At 63.2% G+C, this 26,399-nt stretch carries 22 protein-coding genes; 17 read left to right on the top strand and 5 right to left on the bottom strand.

Annotation, left to right across the window (positions count from 1 at the left end):
• Positions 1-188: 188 nt before the first annotated feature.
• A complete protein-coding gene (locus J2S97_RS23615; protein ID WP_307052363.1) occupies positions 189-863 on the top strand; it encodes a GntR family transcriptional regulator in 675 nt (224 codons plus the stop codon).
• 395 nt (positions 864-1,258) lie between these two features.
• Here the strand turns inward: J2S97_RS23615 and J2S97_RS23610 are convergent, their stop codons facing one another.
• From J2S97_RS23610 to J2S97_RS23600, 3 genes are read right to left on the bottom strand one after another with little or no spacing between them, the layout of a single operon-like run.
• Positions 1,259-2,614, bottom strand: a complete 1,356-nt coding sequence (locus J2S97_RS23610; protein ID WP_307052362.1) for an aldehyde dehydrogenase family protein — start codon at positions 2,612-2,614, stop codon at positions 1,259-1,261.
• An 18-nt stretch (positions 2,615-2,632) separates the two neighbouring features.
• The gene (locus J2S97_RS23605) at positions 2,633-3,910 is read right to left on the bottom strand and encodes an NAD(P)/FAD-dependent oxidoreductase (protein ID WP_307052361.1); all 1,278 of its coding nucleotides are present in this window, start codon (positions 3,908-3,910) and stop codon (positions 2,633-2,635) included.
• A 27-nt stretch (positions 3,911-3,937) separates the two neighbouring features.
• Positions 3,938-4,609 carry a haloacid dehalogenase type II gene (locus J2S97_RS23600; RefSeq protein ID WP_307052360.1) on the bottom strand — a complete coding sequence of 224 codons (672 nt, stop codon included), beginning with the start codon at positions 4,607-4,609 and terminating at the stop codon, positions 3,938-3,940.
• A 349-nt stretch (positions 4,610-4,958) separates the two neighbouring features.
• Between J2S97_RS23600 and J2S97_RS23595 the strand changes: the two genes are divergently transcribed.
• From J2S97_RS23595 to pdxS, 3 genes are all read left to right on the top strand, one after another.
• Complete coding sequence (locus J2S97_RS23595; RefSeq protein WP_307052359.1) at positions 4,959-6,032, top strand: phosphotransferase; 1,074 nt, start codon at positions 4,959-4,961, stop codon at positions 6,030-6,032.
• Positions 6,033-6,062: 30 nt separating this feature from the next.
• Positions 6,063-7,424, top strand: coding sequence for an aspartate aminotransferase family protein (locus J2S97_RS23590; protein WP_307052358.1), 1,362 nt, complete (start codon positions 6,063-6,065; stop codon positions 7,422-7,424).
• A gap of 102 nt (positions 7,425-7,526) precedes the next feature.
• The gene (pdxS, locus tag J2S97_RS23585) at positions 7,527-8,423 is read left to right on the top strand and encodes a pyridoxal 5'-phosphate synthase lyase subunit PdxS (RefSeq protein ID WP_373460649.1); all 897 of its coding nucleotides are present in this window, start codon (positions 7,527-7,529) and stop codon (positions 8,421-8,423) included.
• Positions 8,424-8,649: 226 nt separating this feature from the next.
• On the opposite strand, the gene aztA is transcribed toward pdxS, so the two are convergent.
• Entirely contained in the window at positions 8,650-9,294 is a 645-nt protein-coding gene (gene aztA, locus J2S97_RS23580; RefSeq protein WP_307052357.1) for a zinc ABC transporter ATP-binding protein AztA, read from the bottom strand.
• A 53-nt stretch (positions 9,295-9,347) separates the two neighbouring features.
• Here aztA and aztB point away from each other — a divergent pair, with 53 nt between their 5' ends.
• The 8 genes from aztB to J2S97_RS23540 all read left to right on the top strand — a co-directional run bounded on the left by aztB (position 9,348) and on the right by J2S97_RS23540 (position 20,118).
• Positions 9,348-10,265, top strand: coding sequence for a zinc ABC transporter permease AztB (gene aztB / locus J2S97_RS23575; protein WP_307052356.1), 918 nt, complete (start codon positions 9,348-9,350; stop codon positions 10,263-10,265).
• Positions 10,246-11,466: a hypothetical protein gene (locus J2S97_RS23570; protein ID WP_307052355.1), complete on the top strand. Its 1,221-nt coding sequence runs from the start codon at positions 10,246-10,248 to the stop codon at positions 11,464-11,466. Before aztB ends, J2S97_RS23570 begins: the two co-directional genes overlap by 20 nt.
• Positions 11,463-12,377 (top strand): zinc ABC transporter substrate-binding protein AztC, encoded by a 915-nt coding sequence (aztC, locus tag J2S97_RS23565; RefSeq protein ID WP_307052354.1) that lies wholly within the window; start codon positions 11,463-11,465, stop codon positions 12,375-12,377. Before J2S97_RS23570 ends, aztC begins: the two co-directional genes overlap by 4 nt.
• Positions 12,378-12,414: 37 nt before the next feature.
• Complete coding sequence (gene aztD / locus J2S97_RS23560; protein ID WP_307052353.1) at positions 12,415-13,638, top strand: zinc metallochaperone AztD; 1,224 nt, start codon at positions 12,415-12,417, stop codon at positions 13,636-13,638.
• Positions 13,639-13,791: 153 nt separating this feature from the next.
• Entirely contained in the window at positions 13,792-14,451 is a 660-nt protein-coding gene (locus tag J2S97_RS23555; protein WP_307052352.1) for a GntR family transcriptional regulator, read from the top strand.
• Positions 14,452-14,567: 116 nt separating this feature from the next.
• Positions 14,568-17,468: an FAD-binding and (Fe-S)-binding domain-containing protein gene (locus J2S97_RS23550; protein WP_307052351.1), complete on the top strand. Its 2,901-nt coding sequence runs from the start codon at positions 14,568-14,570 to the stop codon at positions 17,466-17,468.
• 66 nt (positions 17,469-17,534) lie between these two features.
• Complete coding sequence (locus J2S97_RS23545; RefSeq protein ID WP_307052350.1) at positions 17,535-18,431, top strand: LysR family transcriptional regulator; 897 nt, start codon at positions 17,535-17,537, stop codon at positions 18,429-18,431.
• Between the two features lie 199 nt (positions 18,432-18,630).
• A complete protein-coding gene (locus tag J2S97_RS23540) occupies positions 18,631-20,118 on the top strand; it encodes an NAD-dependent succinate-semialdehyde dehydrogenase (protein ID WP_307052349.1) in 1,488 nt (495 codons plus the stop codon).
• 602 nt (positions 20,119-20,720) lie between these two features.
• On the opposite strand, the gene J2S97_RS23535 is transcribed toward J2S97_RS23540, so the two are convergent.
• Entirely contained in the window at positions 20,721-21,104 is a 384-nt protein-coding gene (locus tag J2S97_RS23535; protein WP_307052348.1) for a hypothetical protein, read from the bottom strand.
• A 454-nt stretch (positions 21,105-21,558) separates the two neighbouring features.
• Here J2S97_RS23535 and J2S97_RS23530 point away from each other — a divergent pair, with 454 nt between their 5' ends.
• The 5 genes from J2S97_RS23530 (at position 21,559) to J2S97_RS23510 (ending at position 26,248) form a co-directional block, all read left to right on the top strand.
• Positions 21,559-22,254 (top strand): haloacid dehalogenase type II, encoded by a 696-nt coding sequence (locus J2S97_RS23530; protein ID WP_307052347.1) that lies wholly within the window; start codon positions 21,559-21,561, stop codon positions 22,252-22,254.
• Between the two features lie 17 nt (positions 22,255-22,271).
• Positions 22,272-22,757: a RidA family protein gene (locus J2S97_RS23525; protein WP_307052346.1), complete on the top strand. Its 486-nt coding sequence runs from the start codon at positions 22,272-22,274 to the stop codon at positions 22,755-22,757.
• Positions 22,758-22,881: 124 nt separating this feature from the next.
• Positions 22,882-23,988: an alanine racemase gene (locus tag J2S97_RS23520; RefSeq protein ID WP_307052345.1), complete on the top strand. Its 1,107-nt coding sequence runs from the start codon at positions 22,882-22,884 to the stop codon at positions 23,986-23,988.
• Positions 23,989-24,072: 84 nt separating this feature from the next.
• Entirely contained in the window at positions 24,073-24,807 is a 735-nt protein-coding gene (locus J2S97_RS23515; RefSeq protein WP_307052344.1) for an SDR family NAD(P)-dependent oxidoreductase, read from the top strand.
• 34 nt (positions 24,808-24,841) lie between these two features.
• Entirely contained in the window at positions 24,842-26,248 is a 1,407-nt protein-coding gene (locus J2S97_RS23510; RefSeq protein WP_307052343.1) for an NAD(P)/FAD-dependent oxidoreductase, read from the top strand.
• The last annotated feature ends 151 nt before the right edge of the window (positions 26,249-26,399 follow it).

Genomic DNA, 26,399 nt, shown 5'->3' with positions numbered 1-26,399 from the left:
CAAAGAAGCCCGCACCCAGGCCTTCCTCGAACAGGTCCTCTAACCATGAACGGAAAACTCGCCATCATCGGCCTGGGCAGCATCGGATCCATGGCTGTTCTATAAGAAGTTTCAGAGGGATTGAGGCGCCACAAATAGCGTCGAGTGGTCTACAGCCCTACAGTTGATTAGCCCTGTACGATGAAGGCATGGTTGAGCAGATCAAGATAGTCCATTCATCTACGGTGCAACAGGTCGCAGATGGTCTCACAGCCATGATCCTGAGCGGAGGACTCAAGCCAGGCGAACGCGTCAGGGAGAGTCTCATTGCCGACAACCTGGGACTTTCCAGGAACACTGTTCGGGAAGCCGTTCGCATTGTTCAGGCCGGCGGCCTCATTCGCCATCGAGCAAATCAGGGCGCTATCGTTTGGGATCCCACTGACGCCGAAATCATGGACGCTTACAACGCGCGCTACCATTTGGAGACCATAGCCGCACGGAGCATCTCCGAAAGCACCTCAATGGACGAAGTTCATGCAGCCATGGAGGAGTTCCGGACAGTTTTGAAGAGTGGAGATCCATTCAAGATTGTCGAGAAGGATCTTGCGGTTCACAGCGCGATAGTCGGACTCCTCGGAAGTCAGAAGATGAGGACCTTCTATCAGCAATTGGTGACCGAACTGAGGTACTTCATGTTTGTGCTTTCCATCGAACATCACGAGTACGAGGACCCAGATACACTCGAAACTGAGCACCAAAACATCGTTGACGCGCTTGATTCGCGTGACCCCGTCCTGGCGGAGAAGGTTATCTCAGACACGATCATCCAATATCGGGAATCGATCCGGGAGATTATCGCGCAGAGGCATCAAGCAGGCTAGGCGAGCTGCAGGCCATCCAAAAATCGGCATCCGGCCTCCCAAGCCGCCGGTCCTCATCCCGCTACCGGGGAAGGGTGTCGATGGTGGGCCAGGACGGCTGCGGTGAACTCCGACATAGAGGGGTCCCCCCGACGTCGGAGGTGCCGTGACCAGCACGTAAGGCCGATGCGCAGCCAACGCGTCCACCAACTCGTGGGTCACGGTTACGCAGGGCTACTGCCGGACGGTATCCTCAACCACCTCGTCCCAGAACGGCACGGTATGGATGATGCCGTTGCTCCTGTCGCGGATGTCAGCCTGCCCTGGCGGGAAGCATCAAGTGCTGCGACAAAGTGGGCCCGATCCCGTCGCCGGCGATCACAGCGATATGCAGTGGGCGGTTATGGCGTGGGTGCTCATGCTGTCCGCTCCGGCCGGCCGCCCAGGACCTGCCAGCGGGCCTTTGACTCGCCAAGGTTGATGATGGTGTTCTTGGGTTCGATCATCTCGCGGACCGCGTGCCGGACGCCTTCGCGTCCCACCCCGGATTTGTTGAAGCCGCCAAACGGCATCGAGTCGATTCGGACGTCGCTGGTCTCATTGATCATCACAGCGCCGACATGCAGTTTCTCCGCTACAGCCATGGCCAAATCAATGGACTGGGTGAAGACCCCGGCCTGGAGGTCGAATTCGGTGTTGTTCGCTGCAAACACCGCGTCCCGGACCTCGATGAACGGCAGGATGCTGACCACCGGCCCGAACACCTCATCCCGGATCACCCGGCACTCAGAGGGCACATCGGTCAGGACGGTCGGCTCGTAGTACGCGTTCCGGCGGGTCCCGCCGGCGTGGACGGTGGCGCCGGCCGCTTTGGCTTCTTCCACCCATTCCTCAACCCGCCAGGCCTCCGCCTCGGAAATCAGCGGGCCGACGTCGGTACCCCGGTCAAGCTTGGGCCCGGTCCGCAGCGCCCTGGTGCCAGCGGTGACGTGCTCCAGTACCTCCTCGAACAGGGAAGTGTGGGCGTAGACGCGCTGCACGGACAGGCAGTTCTGGCCTGCAACACCGAACGCTGCGGCCACGATGGCCTTCGCCGTGGCTTCCGCGTCCGCGTCCGCGAAGACAATCGTGGCGTTGTTCCCGCCGGGCTCGGAGATGATCTTCTTGGCACCTGCCGCGGCGGCGATGCGTTCCGCCGTTTGCGGGCCGCCGGTGAAGGAGATCAGATCCACCCGGGGGTCCGTGACCAGCGCTTCGGAAACGCCGGGGCCGGACACGATCGCGGCGATCCGTCCCGATGGGACGCCCGCTTCGAGCAGCAGCTGGACAAGGGCCAGCCCGGTCAGCGGCGTGCGCGTGGAAGGCTTGAGCACGACGCCGTTGCCTCCGATGAGGGCAGGGCCCAGTTTGTGAGCCACGAGGTTCAGGGGGTCGTTGAAGGGAGTGATTGCCGCGACGATGCCCACCGGTTTCCGGCTGTACCAGCCAATCTTGCCGGCACCGGCCATACTGTCCTCAGAACCCAGGGTCTCCCCCGCGAGCTCTTCGGAGGCCGCGGCGGAGAGCCGCAGGGTTTCGGCGCAGCGCCGCACCTCACGTTCGGCTTCGATGATGGTCTTGCTGCTTTCGGACGCGATGATCCTCGTAAAGCGCACGGACTGCTCGCCCAGCAGGCGGGCAGCCATTTCAAGGGCCTCCCTGCGTGAGCGCAACGGCCAGTCCTCGCGCTGCAGGTGGCGGTGGATGTGCGCGATCGCCCGCTGGACATCCACCGCCGTCGAACTGCGGGCCTAGCTGAGGCGGTCGATGATTTTTGCGGCTCCACCAATGAAGGGCAGGAACCAAGGCGGGCCGAAGTGGCCCGGCACGGGCGGATTCTTCAGGCCTTCCCACACGTTCGCTGACTTGTCGCCGGCCATATAGTGCGCCATCCGCTTGCCCATGTGAGCTGCCATCTGCACACCGTGTCCGCTGTAAGCCAGGGAGTAGTAGAGTCCGTCGTGGATACCGGCGTGGACCATCTGGTCCATCGAAAGGTCCACCAGGCCGCCCCAGATGTAGTCCACCTTGGCGTTGGAGAGGTACGGGAAGAGCTCGAGCATGGCCTTGCGCAGGATTTCGGCGCTCTTGACGTCCGAGTCCGGGCTGGACAGGGCAAAGCGGGCCCGGCCGCCGAAGAGCAGACGGTTGTCCGGGGTGATCCGGAAGTAGTAGGTCAGCATCTTGCTGTCCGACGCCATGCGCCTGTTCGGCAGGATCCGGTTGACCACGTCTTCGGGCAGCGGCTCGGTGCAGATGATGAAGCTGCCCACCGGAATCACCCGGCGCTGGAGCCACGGGGTGACGTTGCCGGTGTAGCCGCTGGTGGCCACCAGGACCTGCTTGGCGCGGGTGATGCCCCGGGGGGTGTGCACGTCATGCAACGTGCCGGAAACCTTCTTCAGCTCCGTGACACCGGCTTCCTCGCAGATATCAGCCCCGGCGGCAACAGCCGCCCCGCCCAACCCATGCACAAACTTGCCCACATGCAGCCCTGCTCCCAGTGGGTCAAGCATGGCCCCCTGGTAGAAGTCCGTGCCGATTTCACTGTGGATCTCGGACTTCGGGATAACGGTGACATGGTGGTCGGCCAGGGCGGCCATCTTCTCCTGCGACCTCAGGAAGCCCTCGTAGTGGGACTTGTGGAAAGCCAGCGAGAGCTTTCCGTCCCGCTTGTAGTCACACTCGATGCCATTGTCATGCACCAGCTTCTCGATGCTGTCGATGGCGTCGTTGTATTCACGGAACAACTCCACGGCACGCGCGGCGCCGTAGCGCTTCACCGCCGTGCTGAAACCGATGGCCAACCCGGTCGTCGCCATTCCCCCGTTACGGCCCGACGCGCCCCACCCAACGGTGTGGCGTTCGAAAACGGCAACGCTGGCGCCCTGCTGGGCAAATTCCAGGGCCGCGGAGAGTCCGGTGAAGCCGGCGCCGATGATTGCCACATCGACGTTCTCGGGAACCGGAGTGCGCCGGTAGTCCCCGGATGGTTCGGCAGTGTCCAGCCAATAGGGGTTAAGTTTCACGGGTTGACCTTCCGCTTCGACGTCGGTTTAGAGACCGAGGTGCTTGTTGACCTCGTCCAGGGACTTAACGGTGTTGTAGTCGTAGCCCCCGGTGATGGGGTCATAGCCACGGTCCAGCACCCAGAGGTTGCGGAAGCCCATGTCGTGCATCGGATGCATGTCGTAGCGTGTGTGAGAGGCGATGTGCAGGAAGTCCCCCGGCTTGGCCTTCAGGGTATCGAGCATGTACTCGAACGCCTGGTAACGCGGCTTGTAGGCCTGGGCCTGCTCAGCAGTCAACACAGCGTGGAAGTCAGCGCCGAGCTTGGGAATGCTGATCTCGAGGAAGCTGTCGTCGGCGTTGGACAGAGCCACCAGCTTGTAGTTGTCGCCCATGAGTTTCAGCGGGGCCGGCACGTCATCGTGGGCACCAAAGCTGCGTACAGCGTCAGCGAACTCTGCGCCCGCACCAGGGGTCGGCCCGATGCCAAAGAACTTGCATACCCGGTCAAAGGAATTCTGAAGGATCTCCTCGTAGGGCTTGTAGTCGCCAAGGACCTCGTCGAACCGGTACCCGCGGAACACCTTCTTGAACGCAGGCCACTGCTCTTCAGGCAGACGGCCCGCGAGCAGCCGGCGGGTAGTGGAATCAGTATCCCAGTTGATCAGTGTGCCGTAGATATCAAAAGAGATGTACTTCGGCCGGTTGGATTCTGCCATGATTCGTCCGTTCCTTGAGATTTTGAGAGACCGCATACCGGCCTTCTGCTTACGGGTGACTGAGCTCCACGGGCTTCCTTTTTGGTTCGGAAGACCCGGCAACAGCCCAATGCGTCGACTCTAGGACGATATTGAGCAAACTGTCAACAGTTGAACAGTTGATAAATCTCCTTGCGGAATTCGCCGACATCATGGCATACTCTTTCACGTAGAACTGTTGAACAGCTGAACAGGTGAACATCGCCCTCATAGCGTACAACCGCCGTGAATCACGTCGAAGCTGGTTTCAACGGCGACAACCTAAACGCCTAATTATTGAATTCCCCAACTTAGCGGCAGGAGCCTAGACATGAATGTCAGTACCGACTCCGAATTTATCGACGCCGTGGCGTCGGAGAGTGGACTCCTGGCAAAGCAGTCTCAGCTCGCTGACTCGACTGTCTTGGAGCTTCTTGAACAGTCCTATGGCCTGAAGGGGACGCTTGTCCGGATTCCCACGGAGAAGGACGAGACTTTCCGGCTCCGGGACGGCGAAGAAACCTATCTGGTGAAGGTGTCACCACCGGATGAGGATCCGGTGATCGTCCAGCTTCAGACGGCATGCATGGAGCATTTGGAGGCGACTGCCCCTGAACTTCCGGTCCAGCGTCTTGTCAGGAGCCTTGACGGAGAGCCACAAGTCGTCCTGCCGGCGCCTGTTGGACCCTTTGACCGGGTGCTTCGGGTGATGCGCTTCATGCCTGGAGACTTGCTGGCCAATCATGAGGCGTCAGCTGGCCAGCTTCAGTTGGTAGGTTCGAGCCTTGCGCGTGTGGGCCTTGCTCTGCAGGACTTCGATCATCCTCGTGCCGACCGGTTGCTCCTATGGGACCTGAAGCACTTTCACCGGATGCGGCCCCTGCTTGAATATGTCGATGAGCACAAACGCTCCCTGGCCGAGGACATTTTTGACCGGTTCGACGAGAAGGTGGTTCCGCTTCTGGGTTCCCTAACCTCTCAAGTCGTGCACGGGGATTTCAGTCCATTCAACGTCCTTGTCGACCCGGACAGGCCGGCCTACGTGGCCGGGATCATCGACTTCGGAGACGTCGTGCGGACTCCAGTGATCTTCGACCTCAGCGTCACCATGGCCAACCTGCTGGGAGCAGACCCGTGCAGCCCTTGGGAGCACGCACTGCACGTCATGGATGGATATTTGAGCATCCGTCCGCTTCCCGTTCAGGAGTTGGAGGCCCTGATCATCTCAGCCCAGGCCCGACTGCTCCTGCGGGCCCTAATTACGCAGTGGCGGGCAAGCCAATTACCTCAAAGGCGCGATTATCTGCTCTCCCACTCCGAACCGGACTGGGACCGGCTCGCCTCCACAGCCGCCGCCCCGGCACCACAGACTGCCTTTCGCGCCGTAAACCACGTCACACCCTGAACCAGACGCACTAGCCATCAAGGAGACATCATGAGCACCACTCCCCAAACCATCCGCAAGCCGTCCCGGGCCATGATCAACGGCTTTGATCCCAACCGCCTTAGCGAGCTCCCGGACCAGATGCAGAAGAGCATCCAACGCCGGGACCAGAGCCTCGGACCCGGATACCGGCTCTTCTACGACACCCCGCTTGAAATCGTTCGCGGCAAGGGCGTCACGTTGTTTGACCGCGACGGAAATGACTACCTCGACGTTTACAACAACGTCCCCTCTGTCGGCCACGCCCACCCGCGGGTCATCGCGGCTGTCCACGAGCAGATGCAGACGCTGAACACCAACACCCGCTACGTCCAGGAATCCATCCTCGACTACTCGGAGCAGCTCCTCTCCACGTTCCCCGCCGAGCTTGGCCACGTCATGTTCACCTGCACCGGGTCCGAAGCCAACGACCTCGCGATGCGCGTGGCAAAATACGCCACCGGAAACCAGGGCATCATCGTCACCTCCGGCGCCTACCACGGCCTGACAACCGAAGTAGCGTCCTTCTCGCCGTCCCTGGGCGCGGGTGTGCCCCTGGGAGCGAACGTGCGGGTCATCGACGCCCCGGACGCCCTGCGGTACTCATCGGATCGAGCATCCCTGGAGGATCACCTGCGGAACCAGGTGCGGGCCGCCATCGCCGACCTGCACCGCCACGGCATCGGAGTGGCGGCCTTCATCGCCGACAGCATCTTCTCCTCCGACGGTGTCTTCGCTGGCCCAACAGGCTTCCTGCGCCCGATCATCGAAGAGGTTCACGCTGCCGGCGGCCTGTACATCGCAGATGAAGTCCAGCCCGGCTTCGGCCGCACGGGCGAGGAATGGTGGGGTTTCCAGCGCCACGGAATCGTCCCGGACATGGTCACCATCGGCAAACCCATGGGCAACGGCATCCCCGTCGCGGCAGCCATCTTCAAGCCCGAACTGCTGGTGGAGTTCGGCAAGAACATCCGCTACTTCAACACCTTCGGCGGGAATTCCGTAGCCATCGCCGCTGCCCAGGCCGTCCTGGACGTGATCCGCGACGAATCACTCATAGAAAACGCCCGCAAGGTCGGCGAAAAGATCATCACCGGGCTCAAGGACCTCAGCCAGGGCCTGGACCAGGTCGCAGAAGTCCGCGGAAGCGGCTTCTTCATCGGTGTCGACCTCGTCACTGACCGGTCCACACTCGCACCTAATGGGGAGGCGGCCGCCGGCATCGTGAACACCCTCCGGGAGGACCGGATTCTCATCTCGGCCTGCGGCGCCCAGGGCAACGTCCTCAAACTCCGCCCCCCAATGCCTTTCTCCAGTGATGACGCCGACCGTCTGCTCGAGGGAATGGGCCGCGCCTTCAGGGCACTGCGCTAAGAATCTGGCTTCGAGGGCTCGGCCTAAATTCCGACGACGACTGCCCAGCAGGGGTGCCTTCCAGTTGGAAGGCACCCCTGCTGGATCAGCACTAGGAGAATCTTGAACGACAGTATTTCCACTACGGGCAGCAACCGCGTGAAGCGCGGCATGGCAGAGATGCTCAAGGGCGGCGTCATCATGGACGTCGTCAACGTCGAACAGGCCCGCATCGCCGAAGACGCCGGTGCCGTGGCCGTCATGGCGCTGGAACGTGTTCCGGCCGATATCCGGGCCCAGGGCGGCGTGTCGCGCATGTCCGATCCGGACATGATCGACAAGATCATCGAAGCCGTGTCCGTACCGGTCATGGCCAAGGCCCGGATCGGCCACTTCGTCGAAGCCCAGGTCCTGCAGTCCCTCGGCGTGGACTACATCGACGAGTCCGAGGTCCTGACCCCGGCCGACTACACCAACCACATCGACAAGTGGAACTTCACCGTTCCGTTCGTGTGCGGTGCCACCAACCTCGGTGAGGCCCTGCGCCGCATCAACGAGGGCGCGGCCATGATCCGGTCCAAGGGCGAGGCCGGCACCGGCGATGTCTCCAACGCCACCACCCACATGCGCCAGATCCGCGCCGAGATCCTCAAGCTCGCAGCCCTGCCCGAGGACGAGCTGTACGTCGCGGCCAAGGAACTGCAGGCACCGTACGACCTGGTCAAGGAAATCGCGACCACGGGCAAGCTCCCCGTCGTGCTGTTCACCGCCGGCGGCATCGCCACTCCGGCTGACGCCGCGATGATGATGCAGCTCGGTGCTGACGGCGTGTTCGTCGGCTCGGGCATCTTCAAGTCCGGCAACCCGGCACAGCGCGCCGCCGCCGTCGTGAAGGCCACCACCTTCTTCGATGACCCCGACGTGATCGCCAAGGCCTCCCGCGGCCTGGGCGAAGCCATGGTCGGCATCAACGTCGACGAAATCCCGCAGCCACACCGCCTCGCCGAGCGCGGCTGGTAATTCGCGCCTGTGGGGGCGCCGGAGGGCGCGATCCTCTGCGTGCTATTCCCCGCGTCCTGTTGGCAGCTGAGCGGCTGCTTGGGACGCGGGGCCCCTTTTACGCACGCTGCCGGATCACACCGTCCGTCGCCTAGCGCTCCTGATTGAACGACGGCGGCCGGCCACCTTGCGAGGTGACCGGCCGGCGAGGCCCGTTGACCCAACTTGTGGAAGTTCGGGGTGAGGGTTAGCGGCGCAGGGTGTCGGAGCTGATGCGGCCGTTCTCCAGCGTGATAACCCGTTCGGCGCGTTCGATGTCGCCAGGGTCATGACTCGACTCGAGAACCGTTACTCCGCGCCGCAGCTCTTCTTCAATCACTGTCCGGATCAGCCGGTGGGCCGCCTTGTCCAGTCCGGCGGTGGGCTCATCCAGGATCAAGACGTCCGATTCCTGTGCCATGCCCTGCGCTATGAGCGTCCGCTGCTGCTGACCGCCGGAGAGTTCCCTAAGCTGCCGAGCCGCGAGGTCGCCGATCCCCATCCTCTGCATCGCTGCGGAGACCACCTGCCGGTCCACTGACCTGAGCGGCAACAGACCGCGCCGGTGCGGCCACCTGCCCATCTCCACGGCCTGGCGGACCGTGCAGGGCATGGTTTCCGGTGTCGATGTGTGCTGGAGGACAAAAGCAGGGCGTCGGCTGGAAGTAAGGGACACGCTTCCATGCAGCGGTTGCAGCACTCCCGCGGCTAGGGCGAGCAGCGTCGACTTCCCTGAACCATTTTTCCCCGTCAAAACAGTATGCGTTCCGGACGCAAAGGCTACCGAAATATCCGCCAACACCGGCCTGTCGGGATAGTCGTACCCAACACTGTTGAAGATCACGGCTGACATTCCACATCCTTTATTGCGAACTATTCTCATTCTCTATAGTACGATGAACCGCGATGGAATGGTTACTAGATCCCCTGAACGCTTCGTTTGTCCAGCGCGCTGTGCTCGGCGGCGGGCTTGTCGCTGTCTTCTGCGCTGTCGTCGGAACCTGGGTGGTGGTGCGCGGAATGGCCTTCCTTGGCGACGCAATGTCCCACGGTCTGCTGCCTGGCATCGCCATCGCGTCGCTGCTGGGCGGGAACCTCATCATCGGGGCGGCAATCAGTGCGGCGGCGACTGCGGCCGGAGTTTCAGCCATCACCAGGAACCGGCGGGTTTCTCAGGACACCGCGATCGGGCTTCTGTTCGTCGTCATGCTCTCACTCGGCGTGATCATCGTTTCGGCCTCAGGCTCGTTTGCAGTGGACCTCACTGGCACGCTCTTCGGTGATGTCCTCGCCGTCGGGACAGACGACATCCTGATGCTGTCCGGCGTCGGAATTGTGGTCCTCACAGCCGCCGCCCTCTTCCACCGCGCCTTCATGGCGGCAGCGTTCAACCAGCAGAAGGCGGCGACGCTTGGCTTCCGGCCCCGGCTGACCCACTTTGTCCTGCTGTGCCTAATCACCCTTACCGTCGCGGCCTCGTTCCAGGTAGTGGGAACCCTCCTGGTTTTCGGACTGCTTATTGCCCCGCCCGCTGCTGCCCTGGTCTGGGCGAAGTCAATCCGGACGGTCATGGTCCTCGGCGCCCTGATAGGCGTGGCCAGCGTCATCACCGGGCTCTGGGTCTCGTGGCATGCGTCCACCGCCGCCGGTGCCACCATCGCCCTCGTTGCTGCCCTCTCCTACTTCGTCTCCGCCCTGGCGCGCTCCCTGGTCCGCGGCGCCACGGTCACGCCGGCCCCCGCCGCCGTGAATCCTGAACCAACCTACACGCCCGTCCCCGAGCTAGAAATGGAACCGATTTCCAGTGCAGCGCACCATCCCTAAACTCCCTCTCCTCCTGCTTGGCTTCCCGTTGCTGCTTTCCGCCTGCGCGGCATCCGGCACCGGCAACCAGACCGCCCCGGGCGCGGACGCTACACCGCATGGCTACGTCGCCGGCGCACAGGAGAATCCCGAGCCGCAGAACGGTCTGCTCACTTTCGACCGGGAGACCGGGGCATCGCAGCTGCTCTCCCTCCTGACGGACGAGACGACCGACGCCGGCACGTTCGGACCCGTCGACGCTGTCCAGCAGGATGGCCGCTACGCCCTGGTCACCACACAGGATGGCGTCAAGGTGTTCGATACCGGTGCATGGACAGTGGACCATGGTGACCACGTGCACTACTACAGCTCAACGCCTGGTCCGGTCGGCGACATCACTATTCCGGACGCGGGCGTCGTCGCCGGGGACGGCAGTTCCATAGCGGTGTTCTCCGAATCCGGCGGTTACGCATCCATCTACAAGCACCAAGACCTGGACGCACGCAAGGTCGTCGAATCCGCGCGAATCACCAGCACGCCGCATCAGGGCATGGTAATCCCCTACGAAGGTCACTTCATCGCCAGCACGGCCGGCGACGGCACCGCTCCCGGAGCGGTGGAGGTCCGCGACGCCGGGGACCACACGGTGCTCAGTGAACAGCCGTGCGCCGGTCCCTCCTCCCATGCCGCCACCCGGGTGGGTGTGGTGCTGGCCTGCACGGACGGGGCCCTGCTCATTACCGAGGATGGCGGCCAGTTCGCCGCCGAGAAGATCCCCTATCCGGCTGACGCCGCCGGAATTCCCCCCGCAACACGACTCGAGCACCGCAAGGGCTCCAACGAACTCTCCGCACCGGCGGGCGACGGCGGCGTCTGGCACCTGAACGTGTCCAAACGTTCCTGGAAGTACCTGAAGACCCCCGTTCCGGTAGCCGCCGCCTCTGCCGTCGGCGACAGCAAGCGGGTGCTGGCCCTCGGCGTCGACGGCTCCCTGATGACCCTGAATCCGTCCTCCGGCGAAGTGACCGCACAAGCGCCCATGATCGCTCCCGTTTCGGCGCAGGCGAGCACCCTGCCGCAGCTCCGCATCGACGCCGGGCGTGCCTACCTCAGCGATCCTGCCGGTTCAACTGTCCGCGAAATCGACTACGCGGACGGTCTCCGGGTTGCCCGGACCTTCGACGTACCGGCCGCCGACATCGTGCTGGAGACCGGGCAGTGAAGCGCGGCTCAACAGCAAAGGTGGCCGTGGCCCTCCTGACTCTCGGACTCGCGCTGAGCGGGTGTTCGGCAGTGGCCGCCGAGCGGCCCACCGTCGTCGTCACCACCAACATTCTCGGCGACATCACCCGGAACCTGGTGGGCGGGGAGGCCGACGTCGTGGTGCTGATGGAATCCAATGCCGATCCGCACTCCTTCGGTATCTCAGCCAAGCAGGCTGCGGTCATCGAGAACGCGGATCTTGTTATCCACAATGGAGCCGGCCTGGAAGAGGGCATCCTCAACCATGTGGAGGCTGCCGCGGCAGAAGGGGTCCCCACCCTGGCGGCGATGGACGCCGTCGAGCCCTTGAAGTTCAGCCACGACGGCGACGACGCCGCCGACCCGCACTTCTGGACCGACCCCTCCCGCGTGGAGCTCGCCGCCGACGCGATCGCAGAAAGCGTTGTGGAACACGTGGACGGAGTGGACAGCACGGTGGTGCGCTCCCAGGCGGCCAGCTACAAGGCGGAGCTGGACAAACTTGTTGCCTCCATGGAGGAAAATTTCGCCGCCATCGACGCCGGCAGGCGCAAGCTCATCACCAACCACCATGTCTTCGGGTACCTGGCGCAGCGGTTCGGCTTCGAGCTCATCGGCGCGGTCATTCCCAGTGGAACCACCCTGGCCTCGCCCAGTTCGGCGGACCTGAACGACCTCACCGGCAAGATCCGGACCGCGGGCGTGGTGGCGATCTTCGCGGACTCCTCCCAGCCGGAGCGCCTGGCCCAGGTGCTCGCCGCCGAGGCCGGGCAGGACATCGCCGTGGTCCCGCTGTTCACCGAATCCCTGGGGACAGAAGGGTCCGGTGCGCACACCTACCTGGAAATGATGCGCTCCAACACCGAGCGCATCACCCGCGCATTGTCCTGAGCCATCACTCATCATCCCTCAACAGAAGGAAGCACCCATGAATCACCGCACCATTCCCGCCCGCCTGCTCACGGCCCTGGCCGTCACTGGCCTGATGCTCACGGGCTGCGGCGCTAACGCCACTCCCGCCGGCAGCGGCACCGCCGGCGCGGAAGCGGCCAACGCCTCCACCGCTACCGAAGCGATGACCCGCATCGTCACTACCTACGACGGCGGCATCAAGGTCCTCGATGCCGCCTCCTTCGAGGTCCTCGGGGACTTCCCAATGGAAGGCTTCAACCGGGTGAACGCAGCCGGCGATGGGCGCCACGTCGTCATTGCTACTGCCGAAGGCTTCAAGGTGCTGGACACCGGCGTATGGAGCGAGGGCGACAAGCATTACGCGCAGGACCCCGCCATGACCAATATCTTCTTCCCCGCGAGCAAGCCAGGACACGTCGTCCGCCACCACGGCAAGACCATCCTCTTCAGCGACGGGACCGGCGAGGTCACCGTCTTCGAATCGGACGATCTGGCAGACGGGCAGCCCAAGACGGAGACCCACAAGGCCGCGGAAGCCCACCACGGGGTGGCCGTTGAACTCGCCAACGGCGAACTTGTGCTCACCCTGGGGAATGACAAGGAACGCCCCGGCATCATTGTTTTCGACAAGGACGGCAGAGAGATTACCCGCAATGAGGACTGCCCCGGTGTGCACGGCGAAGCCGCCGCAGCCGACGAAGCCGTGGTCATCGGCTGCCAGACCGGCGTCCTGATCTACTCCAACGGCGGGATCACCAAGCTGGAGAGCCCCACCGAGTACGGCCGCATCGGAAACCAGGCCGGTTCCGAGGAATCCCCGGTGACCCTGGGCGACTACAAGCAGGAGAAGGACGCCGAACTCGAGCGCCCGGAGCAAATTTCCCTGATCAATACCAAAACCAAGCAGCTGACCCTGGTGGACCTGGGGACCAGCTACAGCTTCCGCTCACTGGCCCGCGGCCCGCACGGGGAAGCGCTGGTGCTTGGCACTGACGGGGCCCTGCACGTGATCGATCCGGAAACCGCGTCCGTGACCAAGAGCATCCCGGTTGTTGCGCCGTGGGAAGAGCCGCTGCAGTGGCAGGAAGCCCGGCCCACCATTTTCGTCAACAACCACACCGCCTACATCACGGACCCGTCCACCAAGACCATCCACGCCGTGGATTTCGAAGCCGGAAAGGTCATCAGCACCGGCACCCTGGACATCACCCCCAACGAACTCACCGGCGTCAGCGGATAGACGCTGGCCCGTCCCCGACTCTGCGGACCTGATACGCAAGGGAGCTGCGGCTGCACCAGCCGCCGCTCCCTTGCGTTTTTTGGCCTGTATCCAGAATTACCTTAAGTTTCGCCACCGTTCGCGCAAACTGTATAGCTGTTATACAGTTTTAGGGTGACGATCAATGAAGCCGTGACAGTCGCCGACGCTGTTCGTACCCGGCTTGAACGAAGCCTCCTGGCCGGCGACTACTCAGCAGGGGCACAAATAAAGGACAGCCACGTAGCCGAGACGTTGGGCGTGGCGAGGCCCACTGCCCGCGTTGCGGTACAGGGTCTCATCGCGGCCGGCTTCCTGGAGCGTGAAACCGGGCGAAGCGCAAGGGTGCGCCGCTTCTCCGTCCAGGACGTCGCAGACATCTTTCGCGTGCGTAGACTCATCGAATTCGAGGCGGTCCGTTCGGTCTGTCAGGGCGCAGATACGGAGCCGATCAGGGATTCCCTGGCGAGGTTTTCAGAGGTCAGGGATGATCAGGATTGGGAAACTGCGGCACAAGCTGACATGGGCTTCCATACGGCAGTCGTGGCAGCTGCGGACTCGCCACGGCTGAGCAGGCTCTTCCAGACGATTTCCACAGAGATCCGCCTCCTGATGGCGCTCCTTCGCCCCCGCTACCTCCAGGTGTCCACGCTGCACGATGAACATACCGTGCTTCTGAATGCCCTGGTCGCCGGCGTCCCGGACGAAGCCTTGAAGCTGTGGGAGGCCCACTTGAACGACGCCGAGGCGTTCCTGAGCACCAGAATCCGGGAAGAAACCTCCCAGGAGCACTAGGTCGGCGCAGCCAACGGATCCCGAGGATCGGCGGCGGTCCCGCCGGCGGTCCCCCGTCAATGGCTTCCCGATTTTCATCAAGACCATTCCATGAAAAACCCAGTGGAAAGCACACCATGCATTCAAAGTTCACCGCCCCGGAACATGCACCGATCCTGGAAAGGCTTCAGGCCGCGGGTGTGCCCGTGGAAGCCTCGGGTCACCGGCTGGCCGCATACTCCTACGATGCGTCCAATTACCGGATCCCGCCTGTTGGTGTGGTGTTTCCGTGCAGCGTCGACGACGTCGTTGCCGTCATGGCGTTGTGCCGCGAAACCGACACAGCCCTGATAAGCCGGGGCGGGGGGACGTCCATGGCTGGAAACGCCATCGGCCCCGGAATCGTGCTGGACTTCTCCCGGCACATGAACCGGATCATCACCATCGATGAGGCGGCAGGAACGGCAGACGTCGAAGCCGGCGTTGTGCTTGCCCAGCTCACCCGTGAGACCGAACGCGCAACTGACGGAAGCCTCACTTTCGCCCCCGATCCGTCCTCAAAAAACCGTGCCACCATCGGTGGCGCCATCGGCAATGACGCCTGCGGCAATCACTCGGTCCGTTATGGACGGACTTCCGATCACGTCCACGAGATCGACGTAGTCACCTCCGATGGCGCCCTCCTTACCGCATCAGACAAGGGCGTCCGGGCCACCCATCCGTCCGACGCTTACTCCGTTTCCCGCGCGTTCCAGCTGGGCGAGGACTTCAAAAAGCTGGCCCAGGGCAACCTGGCTGCTTTTCGTCGTGAACTTGGCCGCATCCAGCGCCAGGTTTCCGGCTACCACCTTGCCAATCTGCTGCCGGAAAACGGCTTCAACGTTGCCAGGGCACTGGTCGGCACCGAAGGAACCTGCGCCGTCGTCGTCCGCGCCCGGATGAAACTTGTCCCCAAGCCATCCAGTGCACTGCTGGTCTGCCTCGGCTACGCCGACGTCGTCGATGCCGCCAAGGACATCGAGACCATCCTTGACTTCTCACCGGCAGCGGTCGAAGGCATCGATGAGGCCATCGTAGATACCATGCGGCTGCGCCGCGGGGACGACTCCGTCCTGGGGCTTCCCCGGGGTAAGGCGTTCCTGTACGTGGACCTCGACGGCGACGACCCGGACGAAGTGGCCCGCCAGGCCGCCTTGCTGCTCGAACGGCTCGCTGCGAACGGCCGACTGGTCGATGGATGCGCCGTTCCGGACTCCACTGAACGCGCTACGTTGTGGCGGGTACGGGAAGACGGCGCAGGCCTGTCGTCAAGGCCCGCCAGTGGCGGGGAATCCCTGCCCGGCTGGGAGGACTCCGCCGTCGCCCCGCAGAACCTTGCAGCCTACCTGGCCGACTTCCGAACGCTCCTGGATGAATATGAGCTGACCGGGATCATGTACGGACACTTTGGAGCGGGATGCATGCACATCCGCATCACCTACGACCTTCGCACGGAAGAAGGCCGCAGCGTGTTCCGCAAGTTCACGCAGGCCGCCGCCGAACTTGTTGTCCGCCACGGAGGTTCCCTTTCCGGAGAACACGGCGACGGACGTGCCCGCTCAGCACTGCTTTCCCAGATGTATTCCGCCGGCATGCTCGCCGCGTTCGAGGAATACCGCAGGCTTTGGGATGAGGCAGGGATCCTGAATCCGGGTTCCATCACCGATCCGGATCCGTTTGACGCCAGCCTGGCACTCGAGGGGGTGCCCGAGCGTGAGTGGAGAACGCACTTCGAGCTCCGGCCCGTCGAGGCCGCCGCGGCCGGAGCCGACCCCTGGGTCCATGCCGTCCAGGCCTGCATCGGCGTCGGTAGGTGCCGTTCAGACTCCGGTGGGGTGATGTGCCCGAGCTTCCGCGCCACAGGGGACGAGAAGGACTCAACGCGTGGACGGTCCAGGGTGCTCCAGGACATGGTCCGGGGTGCCCGGACCGTCGACGAAGGCTGGAAGTCCGAAGATGTCCGCGAGGCATTGGACCTGTGCCTGGCCTGCAAGGCCTGCTCCAACGACTGTCCCGCAGGCGTGGACATGGCCAGCTACAAGTCGGAGTTCTTCTCGCACTACTACGAGGGAAGACTGCGGCCCATGTCGCATTTCTCCCTTGGCTGGTTGCCACGATGGCTCAAACTCACCACGCTGATCAGCCCGTTGGTGAACCTGGTGCTGGCCAGCCCGCTCGGGAACGTCGTGGCCGCTGCCGGTGGCCTCACCACCAAGAGAAAGATGCCGAAGTTCGCTTCCCGGAAGATGCTTCGCGACGCCCTCGCCCCGTACAGCGCCACTGCCAGGACAGCCGACACCGTGTTGTTTGTTGACTCGTTCACCAAAGGCTTCAGACCTGAAGTGGCCGGCGCAGCAGCCCGGGTCATGGAAAGCACCGGACGCACCGTTGGTTGCGAATCCGACGCCTGCTGCGGCCTGACTTGGATCTCCACGGGTCAACTCGACACTGCAAAGAAGCTCATGAGTAAGGCCGTAGCGAAGCTTGATGACGGCACCGATGCACCGATCGTCGTTATCGAACCTAGCTGCGCCGCCGCCTTAAAGAAGGACGCGCCGGAACTGCTCGGCACCGAGGCCGCCGAACGCGTGTCCCACCGGATCCGCAGCTTCGCCGAAGCCGTGAAGGAATGGGTCGATGCAGGTTGGGCGCCACCGGCCGTACCCCAGGACGTGACTGTGCAGACCCACTGCCACGAGTACTCGACCTTCGGCGCCACAGTCCAGCGCAAGGCACTGGCCGCCTTGGGCGTCGCCAATGTCACCGAGGCAACCGGCTGCTGCGGAGTCGCCGGGAACTTCGGCTTCGAGGCCAACCACTACGACATTTCCATGAAGGTGGCGGAACAGGCGCTGGCTCCGGCCCTCGCCCGAACCGCCCAGGACACCCCGGTCCTGGCCGACGGCTTCAGCTGTGCGATGCAGGTCAAGCAACTGGAACCGGAGCGCAAGAGCCTTCACCTTGCCGAACTCCTTGATCCGCGGAACACTGTCCCCTAGAACACTCAAGGACTCTGGACTCCCGCACATCACCGACACAGGCAGTATCAAGGACAAGAAGAGCGCATGCTGGATGTTCACCGCCTCACGCTGCTGAGGGAAGTCAAACTGCACGGCAGCATGAGCGCCGCAGCGCGGGAACTCGCGTACAGCCATTCCGCCATCTCGCAGCAGCTGGGAGTCCTGGAGAAGGAAACCGGTGTGATCCTGCTGGAGAAAGTCGGCCGGAACGTCAAACTTACACCGGCCGGCGAGGAGCTGGTGCGGAACACGGAAGCGATCCTAGCCGCCATTGAGCGTGCGGAGTCTGATTTGGCCACCTCACACCAGCGGGCCCAAGGCGTGGTTACTGTCGCTGCGTTCGCAACCATCAGTCGCAGCGTCATGCCTACCGCTATGGCTGAATTGGCCCGAAACTTTCCGGGCCTGGACGTGCGTCTGCGTCGCGAGGAACCCGAAACTGCTGTTATGCAGCTCATGTCACGACAGGTTGATGCCGTGGTTACGGACGCTTTTCCCGGCACGCAGGGGGCTCCCGACGGCGGTATCCACACCACCGTTATCGGTCAGGACCCCGTTCGTTTGTACCTGCCCCATGGCGTGACCTTTGAGGACTTCGCTCAGCTCCGCAACGCGCGCTGGGTGGTGGAACCCCTCAGCGCGGCGTCCACCCAGTGGGCCCTGCGCGTATGCCGGGAGCGAGGAATCGAGCCCGTTATCGCACACGTCTCATCGGACCTGCTGTTTCACCTCAGGATGGTCGAACACGGGCTGGCGGCAGCATTTCTGCCGGACATGGTGGTGCGCGAGGCGGGAAGTGACGTGGTGCCGAGTTCCTGGCTGCCCTCGGATCAGCAGCGAAGCATCCACTATCTGGTTAGGGCAGGCTCCGAACACAGCGTGGCGCTCGTGGCCGTGCGGGACGCCATTGTCCGAGCATTTCGGCAAAACTCGAACCTGTAATCGGTCCTTACACATAAGTGTCGAAAACATTCGCTTTTATTCACTTAATGGCGTGGCTACATTTGAGACTATGCCGGAATTCCCTGCCATCGTGCGGCAGTTCCTTGGCAGCTCATCATCGACCTTGGTGTTGGGATCCTCAGGAACTGAACCTGTTCATCACCGCCATTGAGCAAGCCATTACCGAAAGAGAGAACCGATGACCCTTACAACGAACGTCGCTTCGCCGCTGATTACGGCGGACGCTGACAGTCTCCGGCACGCGGACGCCGTCATCCAATCCATCAAGCTGCCAAGCGACGGCATCGCGGTCCAGGACCCTGCCACGGCCGAGACCATCGCCCACGTGCCCGACGCTGATGTTGAGGCTGCACTGAAAGCTGTTGGCAAGGCGGACGCGGCAGGAGCTGACTGGTCAAACAGCACCCTTCGTCAGCGCGCGGACGTGCTGCATGCCTGGTATAACAAGCTCGTCGCCCACACCGAAGATCTCGCCCACCTGATCTCGCGCGAAATGGGCAAGCCCCTGGCCGAAGCCCGCGGCGAGGTCAAGTACGGCACCGACTTCGTTCGCTGGTACGCCGAAGAGGCAGTGCGCCCCGCAGGGAACTTCCGGGACACCCCGGACGGCGCTGCGAGCCTGCTGACCCGCCGCTCCCCCGTGGGTCTGGCGGTACTGATCACGCCCTGGAACTTCCCGCTGGCCATGGCCACCCGGAAAATCGCCCCGGCGTTGGCGGCGGGATGCCCCGTCGTCATCAAGCCTGCGACCCTTACTCCCCTGACGACGTACTTTGCCGTCCAGCTCGCCATTGAGGCCGGGGTGCCCGAAGAACTGATCCAGGTGATCACCACCTCGAAGTCAGGGGCCTTCAGCGAAGCCGTCCTGCTTGACCCGAGGGTTCGGAAGGTTTCGTTCACCGGGTCAACGCCGGTGGGCCGGCAGCTCCTTAAACTTGCCTCCCGGAATGTGCTCCGCAGCTCGATGGAGCTCGGCGGTAACGCGCCGCTCATCGTCTTCGACGACGCTGATCTTCAGCGGGCCGTGGAAGGAACGTTTGCGGCGAAGCTGCGCAACGGCGGACAGTCCTGCATTGGGGCCAACCGCATTTACGTCCAGGACGGGATAGCGGATGACTTCGTCGCCGCGCTGACCGAACGCTTCGCCCAGGTCGCTGTCGGAAGCGGCCTCGGAAAGCAGACCGGACTGGGTGCACTAATCGATGACCGTGCAGTAGCCCAGATGCAGGCCTACACCGACAACGCCGTGAGGCTGGGCGCTAGCCTGCTGACCGGCGGCCACGGATACGACTCGCCAGGCAACTTCTTCGCCCCGACCGTCCTCGACCACGTCACCGAAGATTCCGACGTTGCCCAGTCCGAGATTTTCGGTCCCATCGCCGCGATCCAGCGGTTCAGCTCAGAAGACGAAGCGGTCACCCGGGCCAACGCAACAGAATTCGGCCTCGCCGGCTACGTCTTCACCGAAAACCTTGACCGCGCCCTCAACGTCGCGGACCGCCTCGAAACCGGAATCGTGGGCATCAACCAAGGCATACCGTCCAACGCCGGCGCCCCGTTCGGAGGCATCAAGCAGTCAGGCCTCGGACGCGAAGGAAGCGCAGAAGGCCTCGAAGAATACGAGAACATCCGCTTCTACAACGTGGCGCGGCGCGCCACTGCATAGCGGTCAACCGTCCTTGAGACCGGCGCCAGCAATTTGGCGCCGGTCTCAACTGTGCGTCGTGACGGCGGATGGAATTGAAAGTCCGACGCCGGCGCCCACCGAACCGGCCACGTCACCAAAGGTGCCGCAGCAGGGGACGTCCGGCGCCGCCGTCGTGAGCGTCCAGATGGGGCGTGAGAAAGGCAAAGTAAATGCGACAAAGTGGTCGCCCTGGGATGACTGGCGCCATATTTCCTGGCGAAGCCCCGTCCCCGCGCGGGCCTGAGATGGTGTTCCACGACCCCTTCTCCCATGACCTTCCCCCAAAGCATGGCGACATCCCTTTTCACAGTTCACCAAAACCACAGCGCGTTGAGGGGAAACGTACAAGCAGCAGACAACCTGCCACCCGGGCCGCCGCGATAGAAGCAGTTGTTCGGGATCTCAAACGTCTGGCTCTCAGCAAAGGAATCTCGACGCTAGAATCCGTGCCCGGATCCCATAACGCGTCCCATCGCCAGGCATAGGGAGGTGGGGTTACGCGGTTTGACGTTTCCTCTGCTGACGGACGTTGGTTACACCGCTGGGGACGAACCGGCGAATGAATACTGCCGCTGTCGCCCCTAAAAGGGACAGGAGGAGCCAGGGAGCGAACGCAGTGATTGCTGGCGTGTAGGCGAGTTCATGGAGGGGTGCCAGGGCGGCGTTGCCAAGACGACGGCCAGCCCTCCTGCGCTGGCGAGCAACCCGAAATATGCGCCGGCTGGACGGCCGGCGGCGAACTCCATCACCAGCCCCATGGCCGTCGGCATCACGCACATGTTCCCGAGGGCGAGACCGGTGATCAGCAACAGGGCCGGCAACATGGGGCGGCCGCCGGGCGGAGGAAATACCGCCAACGTCGCGAGGGAAGCGAAGCCGAGGGACTGCAGGGCGAAGCCGAGGGGAAGCGCAGTTTTCGGTCCGGCTTTGCGCATCAGCCGGGCAACTGGCCACTGAAGGGACAAGCTTTTTACCCGAACGGCTCACCCTGGAACACCCGGCACTGGAATCACAATGAGCACCATGGCTGGGCACGGATTGCTAAGCCGGCGAAAGACGGGAATTTTATGCGTCATGGGGGGCACTGGGACTGGTTCCATACATGGGCGGGGATGCGGTGGTGAGGGATTTACCCCGGCATCCGGGGCAGCCGCCAAACTGTGGGGGCGTTTTCAGGCGGTGGCACGGGCAGTGCGTCGCCGGGGTGTTTCAGGACATCAAGTCCACGATGACGCGGCTGAACACCCGCACACGGCGGATTCCTGCCAGCTTGTGCGCGTCCGAAGCCGTCGGGATCCTGGGGTTTCGATATCCCAAAATTCGTTGACAAGCTACCCCATACCGGAGTATCGTCGACAATCGACAGCACGTCACAGCGTCGTCGACAATCGACGAAGCGTCATCTAGTTGGAGGATCACATGGCATTCGAATTCGAAACCAAGCCGAAGTTCGTTACGTTCGACATGAACGGAACGCTGATCAAGTTCGCTATCAGCGACGCGCTGCGTGAGGTCCTGGGCGACCGTCTTCCGGCCGAGCTCGCCGAGGAGTACCTGGCGGCCTGCAAGGCATACCGCATCGACGAATGCATGGGTGAATACAAGCCGTTCCGCGAGATCGTCGCCAACTCAATGGAACGAGCCTCGCGCAAACTCGGCATTGAGTACCGTGAAGCCGATGCTCAGGCAGTCTACGAGATTGTTCCGACCTGGGGCCCGTACCCGGGTGTCACCGATGCACTGAACCGCCTGGCTGAGGAAGTCCCGCTGGTCATCATCACGAACAGCGACACCGCTGATGCTGCGCGCCTCGCAGCGAACCTCAAGGCCCCCTTCGAGCTCATCATCAGCGCAGAGGAGATGGGCACCTACAAGCCGCGGCTCGGTGCGTTCGAGTACATGTTCGAGAAGCTCGGCGTGACACCGGATGAGATCGTGCACGTCTCCGCGAGCCCGATGTACGACCTGCGCTCCGCGGCCATCCTCGGCATCAAGAACAAGGTGTACGTGGACCGCGGCTTCGAGCAGGACGAGCACTGGCTCGGCTACGAGCGGATCACCGACATCGCCGACCTCCCAGTCCTCTTCGGCCTGCCTCGTCCCGCTGGCTCCTAACAGAGGCCCGAGTACAGATGAGTCTGCCACTAGCTCAAACCGTAAAGGGCGACTCGGCTTTGGATCGGCTCGAGGCGCTCGGCCTGGAGCTACCGGTCCTCGCGGATAACCCGTACTACGTGGACCACCGGGCTGTGGATTCCAGCATCCATATCTCGGGCCAGCTGCCTTACAAGGACGGCGTGCTGCTGGGCCAGGGCGTTGTTGGCCGGGATGTCGAGCTGGAGACAGCGCGGGAGCTCGCTCGCCATTGCGCGCTGAACTGCCTCGCTGCCGCTGTGCAGGCGGTGGGCGATCTGGACCGGGTCCGGATCGTGCAGATGCTGGTCTTCGTGGCCAGTGGGCCGGACTTCGGTCTGCAGTCACGGGTCGCGAACGCGGCCAGTGAATTGCTCATCGAGGTGTTGGGTGAGAACGGGCGGCACGCCCGGACCGCGATCGGTGTGGCCGGGCTGCCGCTGAACACTCCGGTAGAGATCCAGATGATCTGCACGGCCGTTTAGCCACGGGCACGACGGCGGTGGTGTGCGGGACCCGCTGATGCGGGTCCCGCACATTCAGCATTCGAGGAAAGCCAGCACCGCTGCCCCTCGATCATCCATACAAAAGAATCATGAGGAGTACAGCGTGAACCGCATTCAACGAGCACTGGAGGGTCTCCTCGAGCGAATCGACACCCCCGCACCGATCGTGCTGGCCGACGTAATGCAGGACAACATCGACCGCATGCAGGCCTTCGCCGCCCGGCACAACCTGGACGTTCGGCCACATGTCAAGACGCACAAGTGCGTCGAAATCGGCCGGCGCCAGGTCAAGGCCGGGGCAATCGGAATCACTGCAGGCAACGTCGGGGAGGCCGAGGTCTTCGCCGCGGCCGGGTTCGACGACATCTTCCTCGCCTACCCGATCTGGCCCTCGGGAACGAAAGGGATGCGCATCCGCAAACTGACCGAAAGCACCCGGCTCCGGGTCGGCGTCGATAACGTCGCGGCGATCAACGCCCTCGCCGACGCGATGGGCTCAGAGCCTGACCGCCTGCAGGTCGTCATTGAGGTCGACTGCGGTGCCCGTCGTTCCGGGGCTCCTGCCGAGGCTGCGGGTAACCTCGCCCTCGCCGCGCGCAAGCGCGGCCTGGTCCCGGTGGGCGTCTTCACCTATCCGGGTCACGGTAGCGCAGGTCCGGACGCACGCAAGCGTGCCGCGGATGACCAGGATGCCGCGCTCACCACCGCGGTGCGCAGCCTCAACGCAGCCGGGATCACTCCAGAGGTAGTCAGCGCCGGCTCCACACCCACCGTAGAGTTCGCCACCAGCAGCGTCATCACCGAGATCAGACCCGGCGAGTACGTGTTCAACGACCTGAACAACACCAGGCTCGGCGCCTGCACGGAGGATCAGATCGCCCTGTTCGTCGCCGGCACAGTGGTCAGCGACTGGGTTCCAGACCAGGTCATCCTCGATATCGGCACTAAAGCCCTCGGCCGTGAAGGCAGCCCCCAGATCGGCTACGGCAGCATTGCCGGCACCACCGCCGTCCTGTCCAAGCTCAACGAATACCACGGATTCCTCCCCCTGCCCTCCGGAGACTTCCGCCCGGCCGTCGGGACAGTGCTCCCGGTGGTCCCCAACCACGTCTGCCCGGTGGTGGTCAACTTCGAGGAATACATCGTCACCGACAGCACGGGCACGACGCTGGAACGATGGCCGGTGGATGCCCGCGGATTCCTCAACTGACCGACCCGAACTGATCGCCCCGGACGGGACTTCCGTCCTCCAGCCCACAATCCACGCAACCTACCTCACGATGGAGTGACTGACATGAGACTTGATAAGACCACGGCCCTGGTCACCGGCGCCAACAGCGGAATCGGGGAGGCCATATGTTCCCACTTCCGCAGCGAAGGTGCCCGTCTGCTGCTCACCGGCCGCAGGGAGCAACGCGAAAGCGCCCAGCCCGAGGACCTGTACGTCCCCGGGGACCTCAACGACGAGGCGTTCGTCGAAAGCCTCGCCCGCCAGGCCGCCGAATCCTTCGGCACCGTCGACGTCGTCGTCCTCAACCACGGCCTGCAGGTCAGCGGCCCGCTGACGGAAATGGCCTATGAGGATGCGAAAAACGTGCTCCACAGCAACCTGCTCAGCGCCTTCCTGGTGATGAAGCACTTCGCTCCGCTGATGCCGGCAGCGGGTGGCTCGTTCGTCCTCGTCAGTTCCCGGCTGGGCATGGTCGGCAAGCCCGAGGAAGTCCTGTATTCGGCGGCTAAAGGTGGCCTCATCATGCTGGCCAAGGGCGCTGCGATCGAATGGGCCCCGCGCAATATTCGCGTCAACGTCGTCGCACCAGGGCTGACCGCCACCCCGGTCATTGAAGCATCGTTCCAGCGCAGGGCAGACCCCGAGGCCTACCGCGCCCAGCGCGAGGGGCAAATTCCGCTCCAGCGCCTGGCCACTCCCGACGAGATCGCCGACGCCATTCTTTTCATGGCGTCCTCGGAATCGTCCTACATCACCGGAGCGGTCCTCCCCGTCGACGGCGGATACACCGCGGCCTGAACACCAAACCGGTTCCCACAACGAAGGACAACTCATGACAGCCCTTGCGGCAACACCCCGAAACGGAGAACTTGGCTTCTGGATGGCCGGGCTCGCGGACAACAGGCCAACCTACCCCCGCTTCACCGGTCAGGACTCTGTAGACCTGGCAATTATCGGCGGCGGCTACACAGGCCTGTGGGCCGCGTACTTCGCCAAGAAACTCGACCCATCACTCTCGGTCGCGGTATTTGAGGCAGAACAGATAGGCTACGGCGCCTCCGGACGCAACGGCGGCTGGCTCTCAGCAATGCCCCCGGGAAACCGGGCCACCTTCGCCCGCGCCTCCGGCAGAGGGCTGGACGCGAGCCGGGCCTTGCAGCAGGAGTTTGTTGCCGGCGTCGATTCCGTCCTGAATATTCTCCAGGCCGAGGGCATCAATGCGGATCAGCACAAGGGCGGCGCGCTCGTCGCTGCCCACACCAAGGCGGGGCATGGCCGGCTCGTGACGAGGCGTGACACCGACTGGAAGTACGGGCTGACCGAAGACGATGTCCATTTGCTTGACCGGGATGAGTTCCAGAGCAAAATCAACATCTCCACCGTCCACGGCGGGCTCTTCTACAAGCATTGCGCGCGGTTCCACCCCGCGAAGCTTGTCTACGGCCTCGCCGACACCCTGACCTCCATGGGGGTGAAAATCTACGAGGGCAGCCGTGTGGACATTGTCGACGGCAAGATCCTCACTCTGGCCAACGGACGCGTATCCGCGGCCAAGACGTTCATCTGCACGGAGGGCTATTCGGGACAGCTGCTTGGCAAAAGGACCCTGATACCGATCAATTCCTCCATGATCGTGACCAAACCGCTGTCAGAAGAGGCATGGCAGCAGATCGGATGGAACGGGCTCCAGTGCCTCAGCGACTCCGCACACACTTTCATCTATTCGCAGCGAACATCGGACGGCCGTATCACCATGGGGGGCCGTGGAGTCCCCTACCGCTACGGCTCCGGCACAGGAGGCACCGGTTCAACTGCTCAGTCCACCGTTGACCTGATCTCTACAAAGCTTCGCTCCTTCTTCCCCGGTATCCATTTCGAAGTAGACCACGCCTGGTCCGGAGTCCTCGGCGTCACCCGCGACTGGAACGGCGGTGTGCACTGGGATCCAGCGTCCGGGATCGGATCTTCTACCGGCTATGCGGGACACGGTGTCACGGCAGCCTACGTCGGTGGCCGAACCCTCGTGGAACTGGCCTTCGGACAGGAAACCGAACGGACGACGCTTCCCTGGGTCGGCTACCGCGCACGCAAATGGGAACCTGAACCCATCCGATGGCTCGGTGTCCACGGCATGTACCGGCTCTTCGGACTTGCCGACCAGTGGGAAGAACGCAGGGACTCCACCAAAACCTCCCTCCTGGCCAAATTCGGCAGCAGACTCGCCGGACTGCACGAATAATCCACCACCTAGAACTTTCACCTGAACCCTTGAAGGGAAGCATCATGAAGACGATGAATAAGATCCAGACGGCGGCTGCGGGGCTTGTTGTCCTGTTGGCTTTGAGTGGCTGTGGCGGCGCGGCTACGGGCACGTCGGGGGCGGACATTCC

The sequence above is a fragment of the Arthrobacter oryzae genome, from assembly GCF_030812315.1.
In the GTDB taxonomy this organism is placed as follows: domain Bacteria; phylum Actinomycetota; class Actinomycetes; order Actinomycetales; family Micrococcaceae; genus Arthrobacter; species Arthrobacter oryzae_B.
Note: the sequence above shows the minus strand (reverse complement) of the source record. Positions and strands in the feature narration are given on the sequence as shown.

Coding starts and splice junctions, on each gene's coding strand:
- J2S97_RS23510 (WP_307052343.1), top strand. CDS start 24,842: ATGACAGCCCTTGCGGCAACACCCCGAAACGGAGAACTTGGCTTCTGG.
- J2S97_RS23545 (WP_307052350.1), top strand. CDS start 17,535: ATGCTGGATGTTCACCGCCTCACGCTGCTGAGGGAAGTCAAACTGCAC.
- J2S97_RS23615 (WP_307052363.1), top strand. CDS start 189: ATGGTTGAGCAGATCAAGATAGTCCATTCATCTACGGTGCAACAGGTC.
- J2S97_RS23525 (WP_307052346.1), top strand. CDS start 22,272: ATGAGTCTGCCACTAGCTCAAACCGTAAAGGGCGACTCGGCTTTGGAT.
- J2S97_RS23600 (WP_307052360.1), bottom strand. CDS start 4,609: ATGGCAGAATCCAACCGGCCGAAGTACATCTCTTTTGATATCTACGGC.
- J2S97_RS23590 (WP_307052358.1), top strand. CDS start 6,063: ATGAGCACCACTCCCCAAACCATCCGCAAGCCGTCCCGGGCCATGATC.
- J2S97_RS23515 (WP_307052344.1), top strand. CDS start 24,073: ATGAGACTTGATAAGACCACGGCCCTGGTCACCGGCGCCAACAGCGGA.
- J2S97_RS23530 (WP_307052347.1), top strand. CDS start 21,559: ATGGCATTCGAATTCGAAACCAAGCCGAAGTTCGTTACGTTCGACATG.
- aztB (WP_307052356.1), top strand. CDS start 9,348: ATGGAATGGTTACTAGATCCCCTGAACGCTTCGTTTGTCCAGCGCGCT.
- J2S97_RS23595 (WP_307052359.1), top strand. CDS start 4,959: ATGAATGTCAGTACCGACTCCGAATTTATCGACGCCGTGGCGTCGGAG.
- J2S97_RS23540 (WP_307052349.1), top strand. CDS start 18,631: ATGACCCTTACAACGAACGTCGCTTCGCCGCTGATTACGGCGGACGCT.
- aztA (WP_307052357.1), bottom strand. CDS start 9,294: ATGTCAGCCGTGATCTTCAACAGTGTTGGGTACGACTATCCCGACAGG.
- aztD (WP_307052353.1), top strand. CDS start 12,415: ATGAATCACCGCACCATTCCCGCCCGCCTGCTCACGGCCCTGGCCGTC.
- J2S97_RS23550 (WP_307052351.1), top strand. CDS start 14,568: ATGCATTCAAAGTTCACCGCCCCGGAACATGCACCGATCCTGGAAAGG.